General features: G+C 48.3%; 19 protein-coding genes. 5 read left to right on the top strand and 14 right to left on the bottom strand.

The features are described from left to right. Genes apaG through CWI78_RS08825 form a run of 5 tightly spaced genes read right to left on the bottom strand, consistent with a single transcriptional unit; the run spans position 1 to position 5,778 of the window. On the bottom strand, positions 1-375 hold the full coding sequence (apaG, locus tag CWI78_RS08805) for a Co2+/Mg2+ efflux protein ApaG (protein ID WP_126782269.1): 375 nt from the start codon (positions 373-375) through the stop codon (positions 1-3). Beyond that, positions 362-1,213 carry a 16S rRNA (adenine(1518)-N(6)/adenine(1519)-N(6))-dimethyltransferase RsmA gene (gene rsmA / locus CWI78_RS08810; protein WP_126782271.1) on the bottom strand — a complete coding sequence of 284 codons (852 nt, stop codon included), beginning with the start codon at positions 1,211-1,213 and terminating at the stop codon, positions 362-364. The genes apaG and rsmA overlap by 14 nt, the downstream gene beginning before the upstream one ends. Further along, positions 1,206-2,198 (bottom strand): 4-hydroxythreonine-4-phosphate dehydrogenase PdxA, encoded by a 993-nt coding sequence (pdxA, locus tag CWI78_RS08815; RefSeq protein WP_126782273.1) that lies wholly within the window; start codon positions 2,196-2,198, stop codon positions 1,206-1,208. Before pdxA ends, rsmA begins: the two co-directional genes overlap by 8 nt. After that, on the bottom strand, positions 2,195-3,493 hold the full coding sequence (surA, locus tag CWI78_RS08820) for a peptidylprolyl isomerase SurA (RefSeq protein ID WP_126782275.1): 1,299 nt from the start codon (positions 3,491-3,493) through the stop codon (positions 2,195-2,197). The genes pdxA and surA overlap by 4 nt, the downstream gene beginning before the upstream one ends. Before the next feature lie 11 nt (positions 3,494-3,504). Next, positions 3,505-5,778, bottom strand: a complete 2,274-nt coding sequence (locus CWI78_RS08825; protein ID WP_126782277.1) for an LPS-assembly protein LptD — start codon at positions 5,776-5,778, stop codon at positions 3,505-3,507. Between the two features lie 139 nt (positions 5,779-5,917). Here CWI78_RS08825 and CWI78_RS08830 point away from each other — a divergent pair, with 139 nt between their 5' ends. The 3 genes from CWI78_RS08830 to djlA are packed head-to-tail and all read left to right on the top strand — an operon-like array spanning position 5,918 to position 8,419. Next, complete coding sequence (locus CWI78_RS08830; protein WP_126782279.1) at positions 5,918-6,922, top strand: aminoglycoside phosphotransferase family protein; 1,005 nt, start codon at positions 5,918-5,920, stop codon at positions 6,920-6,922. Continuing rightward, the gene (gene murU / locus CWI78_RS08835; protein ID WP_126782281.1) at positions 6,919-7,587 is read left to right on the top strand and encodes an N-acetylmuramate alpha-1-phosphate uridylyltransferase MurU; all 669 of its coding nucleotides are present in this window, start codon (positions 6,919-6,921) and stop codon (positions 7,585-7,587) included. The genes CWI78_RS08830 and murU overlap by 4 nt, the downstream gene beginning before the upstream one ends. Before the next feature lies 1 nt (position 7,588). Beyond that, entirely contained in the window at positions 7,589-8,419 is an 831-nt protein-coding gene (djlA, locus tag CWI78_RS08840) for a co-chaperone DjlA (RefSeq protein WP_126782283.1), read from the top strand. Between the two features lie 11 nt (positions 8,420-8,430). Here djlA and CWI78_RS08845 read toward each other — a convergent pair whose 3' ends face one another. From CWI78_RS08845 to rapA, 3 genes are read right to left on the bottom strand one after another with little or no spacing between them, the layout of a single operon-like run. After that, on the bottom strand, positions 8,431-9,216 hold the full coding sequence (locus CWI78_RS08845; RefSeq protein ID WP_126782285.1) for a DUF3530 family protein: 786 nt from the start codon (positions 9,214-9,216) through the stop codon (positions 8,431-8,433). A 44-nt stretch (positions 9,217-9,260) separates the two neighbouring features. Beyond that, on the bottom strand, positions 9,261-9,917 hold the full coding sequence (locus CWI78_RS08850) for a pseudouridine synthase (protein WP_126782287.1): 657 nt from the start codon (positions 9,915-9,917) through the stop codon (positions 9,261-9,263). Then, positions 9,917-12,577 carry an RNA polymerase-associated protein RapA gene (rapA, locus tag CWI78_RS08855; RefSeq protein WP_126782289.1) on the bottom strand — a complete coding sequence of 887 codons (2,661 nt, stop codon included), beginning with the start codon at positions 12,575-12,577 and terminating at the stop codon, positions 9,917-9,919. Before rapA ends, CWI78_RS08850 begins: the two co-directional genes overlap by 1 nt. A 149-nt stretch (positions 12,578-12,726) precedes the next feature. Between rapA and CWI78_RS08860 the strand changes: the two genes are divergently transcribed. After that, positions 12,727-14,112, top strand: a complete 1,386-nt coding sequence (locus tag CWI78_RS08860; protein ID WP_126782291.1) for a PhoH family protein — start codon at positions 12,727-12,729, stop codon at positions 14,110-14,112. A 6-nt stretch (positions 14,113-14,118) separates the two neighbouring features. On the opposite strand, the gene CWI78_RS08865 is transcribed toward CWI78_RS08860, so the two are convergent. The 6 genes from CWI78_RS08865 to CWI78_RS08890 are packed head-to-tail and all read right to left on the bottom strand — an operon-like array spanning position 14,119 to position 18,166. Further along, positions 14,119-15,081: a hypothetical protein gene (locus CWI78_RS08865; protein ID WP_126782292.1), complete on the bottom strand. Its 963-nt coding sequence runs from the start codon at positions 15,079-15,081 to the stop codon at positions 14,119-14,121. Between the two features lie 21 nt (positions 15,082-15,102). Then, positions 15,103-15,393, bottom strand: coding sequence for a hypothetical protein (locus tag CWI78_RS08870; protein ID WP_126782294.1), 291 nt, complete (start codon positions 15,391-15,393; stop codon positions 15,103-15,105). Positions 15,394-15,430: 37 nt separating this feature from the next. Further along, entirely contained in the window at positions 15,431-15,865 is a 435-nt protein-coding gene (gene ruvX / locus CWI78_RS08875; RefSeq protein WP_126782296.1) for a Holliday junction resolvase RuvX, read from the bottom strand. Then, positions 15,862-16,419 (bottom strand): YqgE/AlgH family protein, encoded by a 558-nt coding sequence (locus CWI78_RS08880; protein ID WP_126782298.1) that lies wholly within the window; start codon positions 16,417-16,419, stop codon positions 15,862-15,864. Before CWI78_RS08880 ends, ruvX begins: the two co-directional genes overlap by 4 nt. A gap of 60 nt (positions 16,420-16,479) precedes the next feature. Then, positions 16,480-17,424 (bottom strand): glutathione synthase, encoded by a 945-nt coding sequence (gene gshB, locus CWI78_RS08885; RefSeq protein ID WP_126782300.1) that lies wholly within the window; start codon positions 17,422-17,424, stop codon positions 16,480-16,482. 10 nt (positions 17,425-17,434) lie between these two features. Next, complete coding sequence (locus tag CWI78_RS08890; protein ID WP_126782302.1) at positions 17,435-18,166, bottom strand: 16S rRNA (uracil(1498)-N(3))-methyltransferase; 732 nt, start codon at positions 18,164-18,166, stop codon at positions 17,435-17,437. Positions 18,167-18,281: 115 nt separating this feature from the next. On the opposite strand from CWI78_RS08890, the gene metK reads away from it, so the two are divergent. Further along, positions 18,282-19,427, top strand: coding sequence for a methionine adenosyltransferase (metK, locus tag CWI78_RS08895; protein WP_126782304.1), 1,146 nt, complete (start codon positions 18,282-18,284; stop codon positions 19,425-19,427). Positions 19,428-19,449: the final 22 nt, after the last annotated feature.

Raw genomic sequence — 19,449 nt, forward strand, 5'->3', positions numbered from 1 at the left:
CTAATGAATAATATTAGGGATAGCCAGACGAAAAGATGGAATTGGGGCTTTAAATTGTGAGCCCTGCTCATCAATCATCAGGTAATGACCTTCCATCGTACCAATCGGCGTTGCCAGCACCGTGCCACTGGTATAACTGAAAGATTCCCCTGCTTTCAGTTTAGGTTGCTGTCCAACCACACCGTCACCAGCTACGCGGGTGATTTTATTGTCGGCATCGGTAATACGCCATTCACGGGCGAGCAGCTGCACCAGTTGACTGGATTGGTTGGTTATCGTGATGGTGTAAGAGAATACATACTGGCCTGCATCAGCGTTTGACTGTGCAGCCAGGTACTGTGTTTTAACGTCTATTTGAATATTACTGACTGTCATTCTGTTCCGCTTGTTCAGTGAGCCAATCGGATATTCTGCAGTAATCGTCAACCGATAAGGTTTCCGGTCTTGCGCCGGGATTGATACCAAGCGCCTCTAACTGTTCTGCAGGAACCAACTGTTTAAGGTTATTTCTTATTGTTTTACGGCGTTGATTAAACGCTGTCAAACATAAGCTATGCAGTTGTGCTTTATCTTTAACCGGGTGTGGGCTATCACGATAAGGTTCTAAACGAACAACGGATGACTCGACTTTAGGTGGAGGCGTAAAGGCTGAAGGTGGTACTGCAACGACAGGAGTCACTTTACAGGCTTGCTGAACACCGACGCTGATTCGACCATAGCTTTTCGAACCGGGCTCTGCAGCCAGCCGATCGACCACTTCCTTCTGTAACATAAAGTGCATGTCTTGCAAGTGGTCAGCAAATTTCAATAGATGGAAAATCAACGGTGTGGAGATGTTGTAGGGCAAATTGCCGAAGACTCTTGCCGGATTTTTTTCTGCAAACTGGCTGAAGTCGATGCTTAATGCATCCGCCTGAATGACTTCCAGCTTTGGACCCAGAAATGGGTGGTGCTGAAGCCGTTCCACTAAGTCACGATCAATTTCTATAACTTTCAAGTGACCACTACGGTCCGCTGTTGGTTCTGTTAAAGCCGCTAACCCTGGACCAATTTCAATCAGGTTCTCACCCGGTTGAGGGTTAATTGCATCAACAATTTGTTCAATAACATAATCGTCATTCAGAAAGTTTTGACCGAAGCGCTTACGCGCCCTATGGCCTAGATGGGTTTTGCTCCCGCCCTGGTGTTTATTCCCACCTTGGTTTTTACTCATAGTACGCTGCTCTTGCCATATCGATAGCGGTTTGCATTGCCAATCGGCAACTACCGTCGTTAATGTTGCCTGTTCCCGCCAGCTCAAGTGCTGTGCCGTGATCGACAGATGTTCGGATATAAGGTAACCCGAGTGTAATGTTGACTGCCTGACCAAACCCTTTGTATTTTAATACAGGAAGACCCTGATCATGATACATAGCCACTACGGCACTGGCATCTTCCAGGTACTTAGGTTGAAAAATAGTATCGGCCGGGTAGGGACCATGCAGATTCATCCCTTGCGCTTTAAGTTGTTCAAGCACCGGTGATATGGTTTCTATTTCTTCCCGCCCTAAATGCCCCGATTCACCTGCGTGGGGGTTAAGCCCACAAACGAGAATTTTAGGTGATGATTCGCCAAATTTTTTGGTCAGGTCATTGTGCAGAATCGTTAGAATATTGGTCAGACGCTCTTTGGTCACCGCTTTGGCAACATAAGCCAGCGGAATATGAGTGGTCACCAGAGCGACTCGTAAGCCTTCGGTAGCCAGCATCATGACCACGTCGTTACAGTTGGCTTCGTGGGCTAAAAATTCCGTATGTCCGGAAAAGGCGACACCAGCCTGGTTAATCACACCTTTATGCACCGGGCCTGTGACAATGGCATCAAATTCGCCTGAAAGGTTGCCATCGGATGCTCGTTTTAAGCAATCGACCACATAGTGGCCGTTAGCTGTACACAGTTGGCCAGCAACAACCTCCTCGCAAACCGGAATATGTTCAACCCATAAATGCCCTGGCTGATGCTGTGGCAGTTCTTCACCTTTTCGGTACCGGTGTAACGTAATAGACAAACCTAATTGTTCTGCGCGCTGCTGCAGTAAATTCTTGTCGCCACAGACAACCACAGCAGCCGACCAGGGCTGCTGTGCAATTTTGATAATTAAGTCCGGGCCAATACCTGCCGGCTCTCCCGGTGTAAATACAAGTGTGGGTATACTCACTCAGCGACTCTTCTTATGTAAGCCTGATCGCGCATTTCCTGTTGCCAGTTGTCGAGTTCTTCACGGAATTTACGACTAAACAACATTTGATAAGCGCGCTCTTGTTTACTTTCTTGAGTGGCGTCCTGAGTTCTTCGCTCAGTGACTTCAACGATATGCCAACCGAACTGTGTGCGGAACGGCTCGCTTATTGTGTTTGCATCGATGGTTTCAACTTTTTGCTTGAATTCAGGCGCATACTTATCAGGACGAGCCCAGCCTAAATCACCGCCGCGTGATGCAGAACCCGGATCTGCAGAGTGTTCACGAGCTAATTCTGCAAAGCTCTTCTCGCCACTAGCCACTTGCTCGCGATACTGATTCAGCATTTCTTTCGCTTTATTGTCCGACAAAATAACGGAAGGTTTGATTAAGATGTGTCGAGCTTTTACTTCCTGAACTTCGACTGTTTGCTCACCGCGCTTGTCTTGTACTTTCAGAATGTGGAAGCCAATACCGCTGCGGATAGGACCAACGATTTCGCCCACGTCCTTGCCATCTATGGCCTCAGCGAATAAAGTTGGCATACCGTTAACGGTCATCCAGCCCATATCACCGCCATCAAGAGCTGCTGAGCCTGATGATGAGCGCACCGCTAAATCAGAAAAGTCGCGGTCTTTATCAAGTAAACTTAAAACGGCGTCTGCTCGACTTTTGGCTTCTTCAAGTTCTGTTTGTGAGGCGTTTGAATCCGCTGCAATCAAAATCTGTGCGAGACGATATTCTGTTTGAACTTCCTGGTTATCATCAATCAGCTTGACCAGGTTATCAATTTCTTGTGGCGTGACCGAGACTCTTTGCTGCACAGCGGCTCTTTGAACTTGTTGAATAATCAGTTCATTGCGAATGTTCTCGCGATAGGTTGCCCAGCTCATACCGTTACTGACCATTTGCTCGCGCAGTTCAGCGATGGTCATATCTTGATTACCTGCAATTTCGGTAATGGCTTGTTCCAACTGGCTATCGTCAATCTCAATACCCATGCGATCGGCCATCTGCAATTGAATTTCCTGCAATATTAAGCGTTCGATTGCTTGAGTTTCTAATACTTCGTCCGAAGGCGCATTATCAGCATTAAAATTTTGACCGCTTTTAACCTGCTGAACCAGGTGATCAATTTGGCTTTGTAATACGACGCCGTCGTCGACAACGACAACAACACGGTCCAAAATTTGCTGAGCATGAACCGTATTATTCAGCAGAAAGGATGATGCGATCAGCACGGCTGCTGAACAAAACATTGCTATTTTTTTCATTATACCTACCACTAGTTACTGAGATAAAAAGGACGGCGATAGCCGTACGTACTTTTCTCAAGCATGTTAATTAGACCACTGTTATCAGAAGCTAAGCCACTGATGATAAATTGTATACTAATGCCGTTGTCAAACTGCGTGTCACCGTTTATCTGCGGTGCACTGAATGCGGGCTCAAGGTCACGGTTTATGCGTCTGTAAGCACTCACCCGTAAGGCCCAGCAACAACTGCTGTATTGGACGCCCACCATAGCATCATTTAGACGGTCATGTGTGAGATCGTAAAAGACGTTTGCCGCCACTTGCCAGCGCGAACTGGCCGACCAAACGGCTTGGGTTCCAACCTGTTCTATATCGTTGTTTAAAATGTTCGTTGCTGTGCGATGGCTCACCTGCACCAGGTTTGAATCATCTTTACGGAACTCTACCGCGGTCTGACTCTTACGAGTGCTGTTAAGTTCCGTATCGTACTGAATCGAGCTGCGTAATGACCAATTTTCGTCAACAGCCCAGTTGATGTCAGCAACCCATTCACTGTTACTGGATGTTGTGGTCTCTTCATTTGCCGCAAACAACTGAGTTCGGCTTTCATCAATGTTGTATATTTGGCCAATACTGGCTCTGAGTACTTCACGCTCATTCTGCGTAAATAAACTGCTGCTCACGCCATAAGTTATTTGGTTTGCTTCTGCTATCCGATCCAGTCCTGAGAACCGCCGACTGCGGAACAAACCGTGGTAATCATCCTGCAGAAGGGAGGTATCATAAATGCCAATGTTCTGTTGGTTTTCATAAGGCACGTACAGGTATTGAATTTGCGGCGACAGAGTTTGTCTGTACTCGTCATTACCTATTTCGACGGCTCGTTCCAGGTGCATGCGCGCACGAACTCTGGCACGGGGTAACGTCCGGGTGACTTCCTCACTGATGGTATTGTCAGGGCTCTCCTGCCAGTAACGCGTATACAGGTAAGATAATTCGGCTTCCGTATCAAATGCAGGCTTTTCGTAACGATATTTCACACTGGGTTCGATGTGCGCACGAGTGGCGTATTCGCGTGATCGGTCCTGATTCTGGAAGTAAGTCAATTCGTTGTAAAAGCGAGCGCTGAAACCGGAAAAGTTATTGGTGTTATAGTCGACACTTAACTGCGGGAGCGTACGGTATGGGCTTCTATAGTCACCAATAAGCTCATAATCTTCGGTGCGCAGCTGTGCTGTCCAGTTCTCATTATCGTAATCCAGTTGAGCCACTCGATATAAGTGCGTATCTGCCCGGCCGGCAAAGTCACTGCCAAAGTCATTGAGATAGTTGTCATCACTAATTTCGGTGGCATTAAGATAAAAGCTCAGGTCTTGATTAATTTGTGCCGCATGCTGGACATGCCAAAGGTAACGCTTTTTATTTTCAATCCGGGTGTCGTCATTGCCCAGATATTCTAAGTTGAACTGACCTGCGTTTTGTTCAAACAGGTAACGGTATTCACCTTTTAACATGGTGCCGCGTTCGGACATATAGACTGGCGCTATCGTCGCGTCCATATTCGGTGCAATATTAAAGTAATAGGGCACCTCAACTTCAAAACCGCTGTTTGATGAAGAGTCAAACGTTGGATAGAGCAAACCGGTTTTACGCGCGTCACTCAACGGAAAGTTAAAATAAGGCAGGTAAAGAACCGGCACATCGAAGAGTTCAAAACGGGCGTGCCAGGCTTCACCGAAATCGCTGGTTTCGTTAATTTCAATGCGTTCTGCTCGTAATTGCCAGGCCGGTGAGTCTCCGGGGCAAGTCGTGAAACTTGAGTCTTGTAACAAGACCTCTTGCCGGGACAGAGACAGCAGTTCTGCGTGCCCCCGAGCGTTATGGTTCTGTAAGCGATAGTCGCTGTTATAGAGCTCGGCTTTATCTTCGTTAAGATCAAGAAATAACGAGTCGCCGGTTACATTGAGGTAGCCATCACTAAAAGTCATGCCATCTGAGGCAAAAATTTCACCTTTTTGCTGATCGATGGTGGCTTTTGATGTGGACAGCCATTGCCCGTTACGTTGAATAATAACGTTACCGGTAAAAAAGGCTTTGTCGTTGGCAAAGATTTCCGCTTTGCGTGACTCCACACCAATGGTTCCCGCCTCAGTTTGCTGCAGTTGTACCGCACCAATCACATTCTCCTGTGTCTGTGCGGCAGCGCAGGTCATGTTTTGTTGTACGTTTTGATTCTGTAAAGCCGCTAGCGCATTGCCGGTAAAGGACAGTAGCATCAGCGGAGTAATAAATCGTAGCAGCAATTGAATCTTCCGTTCGTTGTTATTAAATGCATTTATTCTGTTTTGCAGCGCGTGGGTATAATAAAGCAATTTTGTTTGTTTCGCTATTTGGTACACTGCTAGTTTTAAGGCTTTACGACAATATTTGGTGGAGGGTATTTTGGAAGACAAACGAGAAGTGGCTCTGCAGGCATGGTGTGAAGCCCAGACTGGGGTTCCCCAGCCGACTTTAGAGGTTGTATCCGGTGATGCCAGTTTCCGTCGTTACTTTCGGGCTACAAACGGTAAAAATAGCCTGATAGCGGTCGATTGTCCGCCGGAAAAGGAACCCATGAAGCCATTTTTGGCCGTTGCTGACGCCTATGCGGACGCAGAGGTCATTGTTCCGGAAGTTATCGCTGCAGACCTCGAGCAAGGTTTCATGCTGCAATCGGACTTCGGTCAAATTCTTCTGCTGAGCAAACTCCATCCTCGTAACGTCCGACAGTATTATCAACAGGCATTAACTGCGCTACCGAATATCATGTCCGTGCGGCGCACAGAGCAGGGGGAACTCCCCGCTTTTGATAAAGCGCTGCTGGAGCGTGAGCTATCGTTGTTTAAAGACTGGCTGCTGCAAACGCACCTGGCGTTAGACTGGAACGATGAAGATGAACGCATATGGGAAAAATTTAGTCAGCAGCTTATCAATAACGCGTTGGAACAACCGCAAGTGGGCGTACACCGAGACTTTCACTCGCGTAATTTAATGCTACTGGATGATGACCGCATTGGTGTCATTGATTTTCAGGATGCGGTTTTGGGGCCGGTGACATACGACGCAGTGTCGTTATTGCGCGACTGTTACATTGAGTGGCCTGATGATTTGGTTAATGAGTTGAGTCAGGGGTTGAGACAACAATTAATTGAGTCTGATCAACTGGCTGCTCAGATTGAACCACAGCAATGGCAGCATTGGTTCGACTGGATGGGGTTACAGCGACATACTAAAGCCGCCGGTATTTTTGCGCGGCTGGCGCACCGTGACCATAAACCGGGGTATTTGCAGGACGTCCCCAGAACTCTGGGTTATCTGCAGCGAGTAAGTGCTAACTATCCGCAGCTTGCTGACTATAACCAGTGGCTAGAACAGCGTGTTGTACCAGCCTGGAAGGAAACCTTATGAGAGCGATGATTTTAGCCGCCGGGCGGGGAAACCGGATGCGTCCGCTGACGGATAATCAGCCCAAACCGCTGTTACCGGTGGCCGGGAAACCGCTATTGGCGTATCACTTAGAGAAGTTAGCTGCCGCCGGAGTTAATGAGGTGGTGATTAACCATGCCTGGCATGGTGAGAAAATTGAAAACTTTGTGGGTGATGGCAGCCAATGGGGGCTGCAAATTTCGTTATCAGCAGAGCCGGAAGGTGGTCTTGAAACTGCCGGTGGCATTATTAAAGCATTGCCGTTATTAGGGGATGATCCTTTCTGGGTTATCAATGGGGATATTTGGACTGACTGGAATTACCAGGATTTACCGACCCATTTAGAGGATGAGCAGCTTGCGCATTTGATCATGGTGGACAACCCGGTTCATCATTCGGAGGGTGATTTTGGTGTTGAGAATGGCCGTTTGATTAGTAAAGGCTCAGAAAGGAAAACGTTCTCCGGTATCGGGTTGTACAGAAAAGAATTATTGGCACCTTTTCCTCCGGGAAAGCAGGCGCTAAAAGCATTTTTTGATGCGGCAATAGAGCAAAAGCAACTGGTAGGAACCTGCTGGAATGGTCTTTGGACGGATGTCGGCACGCCGGAGCGTTTGCATCAACTTAACCAGCAGTTGGAGAAATAGAATGGTTTGGGGAAAAGTTGTCGGCGCACTGGCAGGTTTTGCATTTATGAAATGGCCTGGGGCTATCCTGGGTGTTTTGATCGGTCATTGGTTTGATCGGGGAATGGCTCAGGACTTTTCCAGAAAAGGTGCCTGGGGACGCTTTCTATACGGTGCGGAACAGGCAGCGGGTGACGCTAATTTTATCTATACCTTGTTCGCCGTAATGGGCCATGTTGCTAAAGCTAAAGGTCAGGTAACGTCGAACGATATTGCTCAGGCGCAGGAACTCATGCGCCGCCTGAACCTCAGTTCAGACGCAACCCGGGAAGCGCAGGAAGCCTTCAGAGAAGGCAAAGAACCGACATTCCCATTGCAGCAAGTCATGAAAGACTTTAGCGCCTCTTTCTATGGTAACCGGGATGTATTGCAGTTGTTCATGGAGCAGCTCATTGGCCTGGCATTGAACGACGGGATTCTGGAGAAATCAGAACATGAAGTTCTGGTTAACGTTGCGAAGCACCTTGGTTTTACCCGTTTTCAGCTGGACCAGTGGTTGATGATGGAGAAAGCGGCGTTTCGTTTTCATCAGCATCGTCGGCAACAGCACCAGCAGCAGCGTAAAACCTCCAGTCAGGATGAAATTAAAAACGCGTATGAAGTGCTTGGTGTAACAGCGCAAAACAGTAACGCTGAAATTAAGAAAGCGTATCGTAAGCTGATGGCAAGACACCATCCAGATAAACTGGCATCAAAGGGCTTACCTGAAGAAGTTATGAAACAGGCCCAGCAACGTGCTCAGGATATTCAGGCCGCCTATGAGAAAATCAAAGAAAAGCGCGATATTCGTTAGAACAAGTACTGCTAAAAGCCGTGAAATTCCAGCCAGCCTTTTATGGTGGAGGTTAATTCACGTTGCCCGGCGTTACCGGAGTTAACCAGTTGTCGCTGGCGGTACGCTGGGTGCTGATATTTATTGGCTAGTTTTTTACGTTGTGACCAGTGCTCACTCACCCAACGGTTCCCCTCTGCACTGCGAATATCCAAAACGGGCAACTGCGACTGGCTGATACGCTCAGCAAGCTCCCGGTTGTATTGAAATTGCGGCACATAGGCATTAATCAGTACAATAGCATCGGGCATTATTGAGGGTTCATTCTCCAGTAAGCGCAAGGCAATATCGGCCGTAATACCTTCAACCACCCACACAGAAAAACCGGGGCGGCTTATTGTCTCCTCAAGCAGCAGAGTCATGCGTTGCTGTAAGGCGTCAACAAGAGGTGTGAAGACTTCTTCATCTGCTGCCTCGGGGAAGTGCGTCGCACTGGCCGGCGTCTGCAAGTTGTCGGTACGTATATCGTTGTCGGGTGGCGTTAATGCCCAGGTAGTCCAGCCGAAGTCCGGTGCGTTTTCATAAACGGGTCGAATATAGAATGACTGCAGCGGATGATAGTGCCAGTCTGGTAATAGTACGATTTGACCGCGTTCAAAAGCCTGGAGATACTCTTTTTTCAAAGCCAAATAGCGCTCGTCGTCATCACCTGACAACCAATGTAACTGGTCTTGTGGTAAATAACGTTGTAAGTCGTCCTGGCCTACTGCGGGCGCGATAAAAAGTGCAGCCAGCAGTATTAATAGATAGCGCTTCATGCAGCTTATATCGGCCACAGCACGGACAGCTTGAGTGTAAAGTCTTAAAACGGAACGGGACTATAGAACGCTATGGGTTGTTCGGTTTGCGGATGCGATACAGAAAGGTATTCGGCGTGCAGCAATAACCGTTCAGCGGCAGAAAAGGCGTCGCTGTGTGCGTAGAATTTATCGCCTAAAATGGGACAGCCAATAGCTTGCATATGAACTCTGAGTTGATGCGAACGGCCAGTATGAGGTATGAGTTCAACACGGCTACAGCAGCCGTCAAATTCAATGACTCGATAAAAAGTGGTGCTGGGCTTGCCAGTGAAAAAGTCCATGTGCTGCCTGGGCCGGTTAGGCCAGTCGCAAGATAATGGCAGCTCGATTTCTCCCTGCTGAGCGGGCGGCTTACCCCAGACTCTCGCCATGTATTTTTTGTTGGTAGTGCGGTTCTGAAATTGTCGGTTAAGGTGGCTTTGCGCCGCTTTGGTTTTTGCCAGTAATAAAATACCTGAGGTGGCCATATCCAGCCGGTGCACGACTCTAATGTCTGGATGTGCTCGCTGAACCCGGGTGTAAACTGAGTCTTTATGCTCTGGCCGCTTACCGGGAACACTGAGTATCCCGGCGGCTTTATCAACCACCAGCAACTGGCTGTCCTCATAAAGTACGTTGAGAAAAGGCGTTGTTGGTGGCTGGTAATGAAGCAGCGTCATTAATGATTATTAACCAGAATACGCACGGCCTGTAGCGATAGCTGCGGGCGTTCTAGAGCCGAGGTAATCTGCTTTTCACGCCAATCTATCGCTTCTATTTCGCTGGTACGTACCGACGGGTTTTTCTTCTGTAACTCGAGTAGACGGTTTTGCTCATGCTGTAATGCGTTCAGTGCATTCTGTTTTACCTGCTCAAGCTGGCTATGTTGCCAGTCACGTGCTTGTTGCTGACCCGAGTGAATGAGCTTTTGCGCGGGCTCACGCAGCTGACGCAGCACCTGGCGAGCGGTTTTCTTATCGATGAAACTCGCCTGTTGATCCAGAAGCTCGCGCGATACTTTGGCGGAAAGCTCCTGACCCTGACCATTAAACAGCAGACGTAAGCTCTTTAACGGGCAGAATTCCTGCAATGCCGCTGCTTTTGGCGCTGGCACAATGCTGGCAAAGTCCAGTTCCAGGAACCAGCTACCCGCTGGAATCGCCGGGTTTTTCAGCTCAGCTACGCAAGTACTGCCAAAGTCGTCTGCCGTTAACAGTTCCAGTGCGGCCTGCACCATAGGGTGATCCCAGCTTAGGAAGTCGGTATCTTCAAAGTTAAGCGCGGTAATCCGGTCAAAAGTAACGGTGATGCCGTCATCCGGTAATCCCGGCAGGCTACCGATACGCATATGCTCGCCCGGACGAATAAACCAGCGTTCTTCATCCAGCACTTCGTTGTTAATGCCAAAGCGGTCGCAAAAGGCAATCATAAAATCTGCCAGCGTATCGGTATCGCTGTCACGATGAATTTGCTCTATGATTTTTTCTGCAGTTTCGGGGCGACAGGCATTGAGTGCCTGAAGCTTATCCTGACCTTCGCGGTTGTGCTCCAGCCAGGTTTTGTGCAGCTCTTTCGTCTGTTCCAGCAACTCGGTACTTAAAGGCTGCTGCTCAGCAATAGCCTGTTCAATTTCAGCGGCGAAGGCATCATACAACTTACGGCCTATCGCATTACACTGAGTGAAGGCGTTCATTCCCTGTTCATACCAAGGCAGCAGTATGGCTTCGGTTGATCCTTTGCTGTAAGGAAGGTAAATATCAATGTCCTGTTGTTGACCAATGCGGTCTAAACGGCCAATGCGTTGTTCCAGCAAGTCAGGGTTAGTCGGTAAATCGAATAAAATCAGTTGGTGGACAAACTGGAAGTTACGACCTTCACTGCCAATTTCTGAGCACAGCAGAATCGGGCTGCCGTCTTCTTCGCTGGCAAAAAAGGCAGCGGAGCGGTCACGTTCGGTCAGCGTCATACCTTCATGGAAGGTTGCGGCTTGTACACCGGCCAGCACCCGCAGGGCTTCCGATAAATCGAGAACTTGCTCTGCGGTTTTACAGATTAACAGTGCTTTTTCCGAACGGTTTTGTTTAATGTGGTCCAGTAACCAGTCAATACGCGGATCTTCCATCCACCAGGGCATGTCTTCATCGGCTTCAAATTCATCCAGCTCTACCGGATGAAAGTGGCGCGAAGGAAAGCCGCCGATATCGGCACGGCGATTACGGAACATGACGCGGCCGGTGCCGTGTTTATCCAGTAAGTCATCGAGTTCGGCGGGGTCAGTGACTGATTCGGCCTGCTCTGCCAATTCTTTGTAGTGCGCTTGCTCTTTCTGAAAACTGGCAAAGTTGGAGAACCGGTCCGGATCCAGTAACTGCAGCCGTTGGAAATGCCCTTCAGCACCTTCCTGCTCCGGGGTTGCGGTTAACAGCAACAAGCCGGGCACCGCTTCACAAAGGTTTTTAACGGCACTGAATTCCGGCGCACTGGGTTGTAGATGATGAGCTTCATCGATAATCAGCAAGTCGAACTCGGCTTCAAGCAACGCCTGACTCCAGCGAGACTCGTGCATAAAACGGCTACTGATGATGATGTGTTGTTCGGTCAAAAAGGGGTTTTCACTGTCGGCTTCGGCCTGTTCACAGCGTTCGTCATCAAATAGCGTAAAGTTCAAGGCAAAACGGCGGCGCAGTTCAACCAGCCACTGATGCATCAGAGATTCCGGCACAACAATCAGTACACGTTGCGAACGGCCCGTGGTCAGGCGGCGCTTAATGATCATGCCGGCTTCAATGGTTTTTCCTAAGCCCACTTCATCGGCTAAGAGCACACGAGGGTGGTAACGATCGGCAACGGTTTTGGCAATATACAGCTGATGCGGCAGCAAATGGGTGCGAACACCTAATAAACCGGCAACCTCGCTGGCTTGATGATGCGCCAGGTGTTCGCTGGCTTCGCAACGCAACTGATACATATCGAGTCTGTCGGCCTGACCCGCCAGTAAGCGAGTTAGTGCTGGGTTGCTATCCACTTGATGAGAGAGCTGGGTTTCGGGGACAACAACGGACTCCTGGTTGTCATCACGTAACCCGTGGTAGGTCACAATACCCTGTGACTCGGTCAACTCCTGAATAGTGAAGCTCCAGCCGTCAGCGTGTTTACCTTGCTGCTGCACTTGCAACTGATAGCGAGCTAAGGGGGCTTCCTGGGCCGAGTACAGTCGCACCTCACCGGTGGCAGGGAACATCACGGTTAAGTGACGCCCTTCGGCCTGGGTGATCATGCCTAGCCCTAATTCGGTTTCCGTTTCACTTAAGTAACGCTGTCCAACTCTAAACTCGCTCACTACACACTCCCGCGCGCCATTTTCTAAGGTCGCAATGGTACTTAATTCGCTCGCTAATTCCGAGGAAAAATTTATTTCTGTAACCGTTGTGTCATGAATTTTAGGCTAAGCTGTAAGAAAAGAATAACCACAAGCAAAGGTACGCGCTAATGACTAAAAGCACCGGCAAGTTCTTTATCCTGGATACCAATATTCTTCTGCACGACCCTCTCGCCTTTCTTAACTTCGACGAACACAACGTGATTATCCCCATGGTGGTTCTTGAAGAGCTCGACAAAATAAAAGATCGAAATAAGGATGTGAGCCGGGAAGCGCGGGTGGCGATTCGTTCTTTAGAGGAAGTATTAAAAGAAGCAACGCCAGAGGAAATTGTGGCAGGTGTGCCATTAAGCCGAATGCACGGTGAACATAAGGCAAATGGAACCCTCGCCATTTTCCCCGACTATCAGCTGGAGCAAACCGATTCGATGCTGTCGTTAACAGAAAACGACCACCGAATTATTCAGGCGGCTCTGGAAATTCAACGCGAGCGTGCGCCCGCCGGCGTGGTGCTGGTTACCAAAGATATTAATATGCGCCTGAAAGCCAAGGGCGCTGGTATGAAATACGTGGAGGATTACCGAACTGACCAGCTTATTGATGACATTCGTTTGCTGACTAAAGGTTTTTATAAGTTTGAAGGCGACTTCTGGTCACAGGTGGGTGAGGTGAAAACGCAACAAGAAGGCAGAGATGCCTACCATACGGTGAGTCGTGAATTGCTACCTCAAATTTTTGCGAATGAATACATTATTGATTCCACCAACAACTTTGCCGCCCGGGTCGAAGCGTACGACAACGACACGGTGACGCTTATGGATTTAGGCGTGGAGCGCATGATGTCCTATGGTGCCTGGGGTGTGCATCCGAAGAATATTTATCAGGCTATGGCGTTACATGCTCTGCTCGATACCAGTATGGATATGGTGATTTTGACGGGCCCGGCAGGTAGCGGAAAAACCTTCCTTGCCCTTTCGGCGGCGTTGCAAATGGTGGTGGAACAGGGAATTTACGAGAAAATTATTGTGACTCGGAATACGCCCGAAATTGCTGAGTCAATTGGTTATCTGCCGGGTACGGAAGAAGAGAAAATGGCTCCCTGGTTGTCTGCTATAACGGATTCACTAGAGGCTTTGCATAGGCACGATGAAAGTATGGAGTCGAGCTTAAATTATATTATGAAAAAGGCGAACATTCAGTTTAAGTCACTGAATTTTATGCGTGGACGCAGTATACAAAACGCCATCGTTATACTAGATGAAGCGCAAAACTTAACCGCATCTCAGTTGAAAACCTTAATCACTCGCTGCGGTGAGAATACGAAACTGGTCGTGTCGGGCAACCTGGCGCAAATTGATAGTTATTATTTAACTGCAGTGACTTCCGGCTTGACCTATATTGTCGAACGATTTAAAGATTATCCCGGCAGTGCGACGATAAACTTAAATGGTGTGGTGCGCAGTCAACTAGCGCAGTTTGCAGAAGAACATTTATAGTCAGAATCAGTTAAGTGGTACGACGCTGTATTGTCCGGTGTTGATTTGAAATTCCGTTTCGTCACCCACCTGGCCCAAAGGCATTGCCGCCGGGCCAGTCACATCAACCAGGATATAATTGACACCATCATGCTCAACCGTAGTGTCCCCGGAACGTCGACTAATAGCGATGCCAAAGACGGCGTGTTTCGGCAGATAAATGATGGCCATTTTGGGTGTGTCGATAATTTGTTTTATAACTGCCGTCATTAAAGTCACTTTACTGTCGCAGTCGCCCTGATTGTAGTAAAGCAACTGGTTAGGCGGCACGAAGCCATCTCCGCGGCTATCCAGCTTACTGTTCAAGTCGTTATAAGGAATTTGCTGGATAAAGCTGGCAATGTAATTGATGTAATTACGTTGCGTATTATTACCCAGTTGTTCACCAATTGCCTGTATCAGTGGGCGTATAGTGGGAGTTACTTCGCGTGCAATGGCCGGATGGTCAGGAATAATACCCTGCTCGCCCGGGGGTAAAGTCAGTTGGCGGTAGAAGTTAGCTTCCAGATAATCGTTCCAACGCTCATGGTAGTATTCGCGCAAACGCTTCTTATATTCCTTAAGCTGTTGTTGCTTTTGTTCGGTCCTGGCATTGGCGGTCACCAGTTCAACGGATTGCTGGCGAGGAGTTAAACGTGCCTGAATACCCTGCCATTGTTGTTGGCGAATATAGCGATTTAATTGATGCGCAAGTTCACGTTGACTGCGTTCAAGGTTAAAACCACGATAACGTTTTAGGGGCTGCAAAAACTCTTTTTTATCAACCTGAAAGTCAAACGTTTGCTGATGGTCATCAAAATCACGCCACTGGTAAGAAAAAGTCAGTTGGCCGTCATCGGCGCTTTCGCTGAGTTGAAAAAAATTTTGGCTATTAGCGGTTAGGGGAAGGAGTAAGAGTAACCAGACAGTAGCACAGAGTTTATGTGTCATTCTGGTTACTCCTGTCAGCCTCTAAAACTTCATTTCAGTAATAGGGCTGTCTTCAAATTTAAGGTCAACTTGATATTCAACACCGCCGGCACGGATGAAAAAGTACGTCTTGTCCTTTTTAAAGACTTCTTGTAACGAGACCAGTCTTAACCCGGGGCGACGTTCAGCCGGTAGATCAGTAAACTCTACGGAACCTCGCGAAACCAGTATGTTTTGGTAACGAGGACCAGTAATTAAAAGCAGTTTTTTATTTTCGTCTTTCAGTAAAATAGTATTACCTGTTACTGAATAGGGTTCTTCATTACCAAACAAGGCCAGCTCCTGTCGCGTCAACTTATTACTGACGACACTATAACGAATTATCGCTTTTTGGCAAATAACCGTTCAGAAAATCTTCAACAATAATGAGCGCCGCTTGACTATCGACCAAGCCCTTTTCCAGTTTTCGGAAACCGCCGTTGGCAAATAAGTTTTCGCGGGCCGACGTTGAAGTGAGACGCTCATCCTGGAAAGCAACGGGTAAACCGAAACGCCCATGCAAACGATTACCGAATTTTTTTGCCCGCTGAGTAAGCGGTTGTTCGGTACCATCCATATTTAGCGGTAAGCCTACGACCAACTGCTCTGGTTGCCACTCCGCAAACAGCTTTTCAATAAGTTGCCAGTCGGGTATGCCTTCTTTCGCTTTGAGCGCGGCTAATGGCGAGGCGGTTGCCGTAATGGTTTGCCCAACCGCAACACCAATGCTTTTGGTACCAAAATCAAAACCAATAACCGTACTCATGCGTGGCCGACATCCGGTCCCAGCTGCCACACATCAAAACCAAGTTGCTCTGTGGCTTTTTGCCAGCGCTCACTTGCGGGTGTATTAAACAGCAGCGCAGGGTCTGCCGGAATGGCGAGCCATGAGTTCTCGCCCAGTTCTTCTTCTAACTGACCGGCTTCCCAGCCGGCGTAGCCTAAGGTCAGTAAAAACTGAGGCGGAGCCGCAGACGAACCCAAGGCTTCCAGGATATCCCGTGAGGTTGTGACCATGATGTCATCGCTCAGCTTCTGACTGGCACTCCAGTTATCCTGAGGTGGGTGAATCACAAAACCGCGTTCACGACCAACAGGACCGCCTTGGTAGACATTGCCCTGCAGGTGCTGGTTATTTTCCGGGTAAACAATTTCCAGCTTATCCAGTAGCGAGGTCACGCTTAAATCTGCCGGCTGATTAATGACCAGCCCCATTGCACCTTCTTCATTGTGCTCACAGATGTAGGTCACGGTCCGTTTAAACATGGGATCGTCCAGCATGGGTGTTGCTATCAAAAAATGATTCTGCAAATTGTTCATCGATTCACCGACTCCTTAACGATAATCTCTAATAACGATATGGGGGCGTCTAACGGAAATTCAATTCAATCTCTCTTCAATTGCCTGGAAGACCATTTCGGCAATATTGATATCATAAGCGTTTTCAATTTCACGCATGCAGGTTGGGCTGGTGACGTTAATTTCCGTAATACGGTCGCCAATAACGTCCAGCCCAACGATAATGAGCCCACGCTTTTTCAGTTCAGGTGCCACTTTACGGGCCAGAGCCCAGTCACTGTCCGACAAAGGTTGAGCCCGTCCGCTGCCGCCGGCTGCGAGATTTCCGCGGGTTTCTCCGGCGCTGGGAATACGCGCTAAAGAATAAGGCACAGGCTCACCATCAATAATTAAAATGCGCTTGTCGCCGTCTTTAATCTCTGGCAAGTATTTTTGCACCATGGCGTAGCGCTGACCTTTCTCAGTCAGAGTTTCAATAATAACACCCAGATTGTTGCCATCGGCGCCAACTTTAAATATCGAAGCGCCGCCCATGCCATCTAATGGTTTTAAAATGATATCGCCGTGCTTTTTATGAAACGCTTTAATCACGTCAGCACGGGAGCTGACCAACGTATCGGCAATAGAATCGGCAAACCATGAAGTGAAGAGTTTCTCATTGCAATCACGCAGGCTCTGCGGTTTGTTCACCACCAAACTACCGCGCTGCTCGGCCAGTTCCAGAATTTGTGTGGCGTATAAGAACTCGCTGTCAAAGGGCGGATCTTTACGCATCATAATGACGTCAAATTCTTCAAGCGGACGGTACTGACTGTCGCTTAAGCTGTAAAAGTCGGTTTTTTGATCCTGAACGCGAACTTCCCGTGCAAAGGTCATTGGCTGGCCGTTATCAATGACTAAGTCAGCCATTTCCAGGTAAAAACATTGATAACCACGCACCTGAGCTTCCAGCAGCAGACGAAAACTGGTGTCCTTTTCGGTTTTTACAGCGGCGATTGGATCCATCACCATAGCTAACTTCTTCATGTAAACTCCTTTAACCTAAGTCGCCAAACTGATATTGCACGGTTGTGAGCGCAGATAGCGCGGCGGTTTCTGTTCTTAATACGCGAGGGCCCAGACGCATTGGGTTAAACCCTTGTTGCTCGGCGGCAGTGACTTCTTCGTCGGTCAATCCACCTTCGGGCCCAATGAGTAATTGTATACCTTTGTCGGCGTGTTGAAACGACGAAAGTGGCTTTGTTGCCGTCGGATCTAAGGTCAGGCGAAGCCCGGCAAATGTGCTGTCAATAAAGTCGCTGAACTGCTGAGCCGGCTTAACTTCAGGAACCACACTGCGGCCACACTGTTCACAAGCCGAACGCACAATTTTTTGCCATTGTTGCTGCTTCTTTTCGAGCCGGTCGCCACTGAGTTTAACGCCACAGCGCTCACTAAACAGCGGTGTAATTTCGGTCACCCCAAGTTCGACTGATTTTTGCAGAACAAAATCCATGCGATCACCGCGAGAAATGACCTGAGCAAGATGAACGCGGACAGGCGACTCCGAATTATTTGTCTTGCTGTCAGTGGCAATAAAATGGGCGGATTTTTTTTGGACCGACGTTATCGTTGCCTCGTAGTTGTGACCGTCACCGTTAAATAAAACAATGTTATCATTTACGTTAAAACGCAATACTTTGATCAAGTGCTGGAATGCATCCGGGCTCAATTCGGTTTTAGTTTGTAAGTTTATCGAGGCGGGGTGATAAATCCGCGGTACTCGCATGTCGTCAGCCTTATTCGGACTTTTAGACGTCCAGAAGTAGAAAAAAACAGAGTGATCGGTTACATTATGCAACCAGTATTGAGTGATTTCATCAAAATAAAGGAATAGTGGGCATATGTCACGTCACCTGTTTACCTCAGAGTCAGTGTCCGAAGGGCATCCGGACAAAATTGCCGACCAAATATCCGATGCGGTTTTAGACGCCATTTTAGCAAAAGACCCTAAAGCCCGTGTAGCCTGTGAAACCTACGTTAAAACCGGCATGGTGCTGGTTGGTGGCGAAATTTCGACAAAGGCCTGGGTTGATGTTGAAGACCTGGCCCGACAAACGGTAAAAGACATTGGTTACCGGCATTCTGATATGGGGTTTGATGGCGCATCGTGTGCGGTATTGAACGCTATCGGTAAACAAAGTGGCGATATTAATCAGGGCGTTGACCGTGCTAACCCGGAAGAGCAGGGCGCAGGGGATCAAGGTTTGATGTTTGGCTATGCTTCAAATGAAACGTCAGTTTTAATGCCTGCTCCTATTACTTACGCGCACCGTGTTATGCAGCGCCAGTCAGAAGTGCGCAATAACGGCACGCTGGACTGGTTGCGCCCGGACGCCAAAAGTCAGCTGACCTTTGTTTACGAAAACGGTAAGCCGGTTGCCATTGATACTGTCGTGTTCTCCACTCAGCACCGAGAAGACATCACACAGAAAACTCTGCGTGAAGCCATCATGGAAGAAGTTATTAAGCCAGTATTACCGGAGCAGTGGATTTCAAAAGATACCCAGTTTCATATCAACCCAACCGGGCGCTTCGTCGTCGGTGGTCCTATGGGTGACTGTGGCCTTACCGGCCGTAAGATTATTGTTGATACTTATGGTGGCATGGCTCGTCATGGTGGCGGTGCATTTTCTGGTAAAGATCCCTCAAAAGTTGATCGCAGTGCGGCTTATGCGGCGCGATATGTCGCTAAAAACCTGGTGGCTGCCGGTTTAGCCGAGCGTTGCGAGCTGCAAATTTCATACGCCATCGGTGTTGCCGAACCAACCTCTATCAGTATCGACACCTTCGGTACATCTAAGCACTCAGAAGAGCAACTCATTGCGCTGGTACGCCGACATTTTGATTTACGCCCTTATGGATTAATTAAAATGCTTGATCTGGAGCGTCCTATCTATAAGCAGACGGCGGCATATGGACACTTTGGCCGGGATAACTTTCCGTGGGAGAAAACGGATAAAGCAGCGGATTTACAGGCTGATATTTAAACAAAATATTGCCTATAAATTT

Origin of the sequence: Idiomarina ramblicola, assembly GCF_003987255.1 — a bacterium.
GTDB lineage: Bacteria > Pseudomonadota > Gammaproteobacteria > Enterobacterales > Alteromonadaceae > Idiomarina > Idiomarina ramblicola.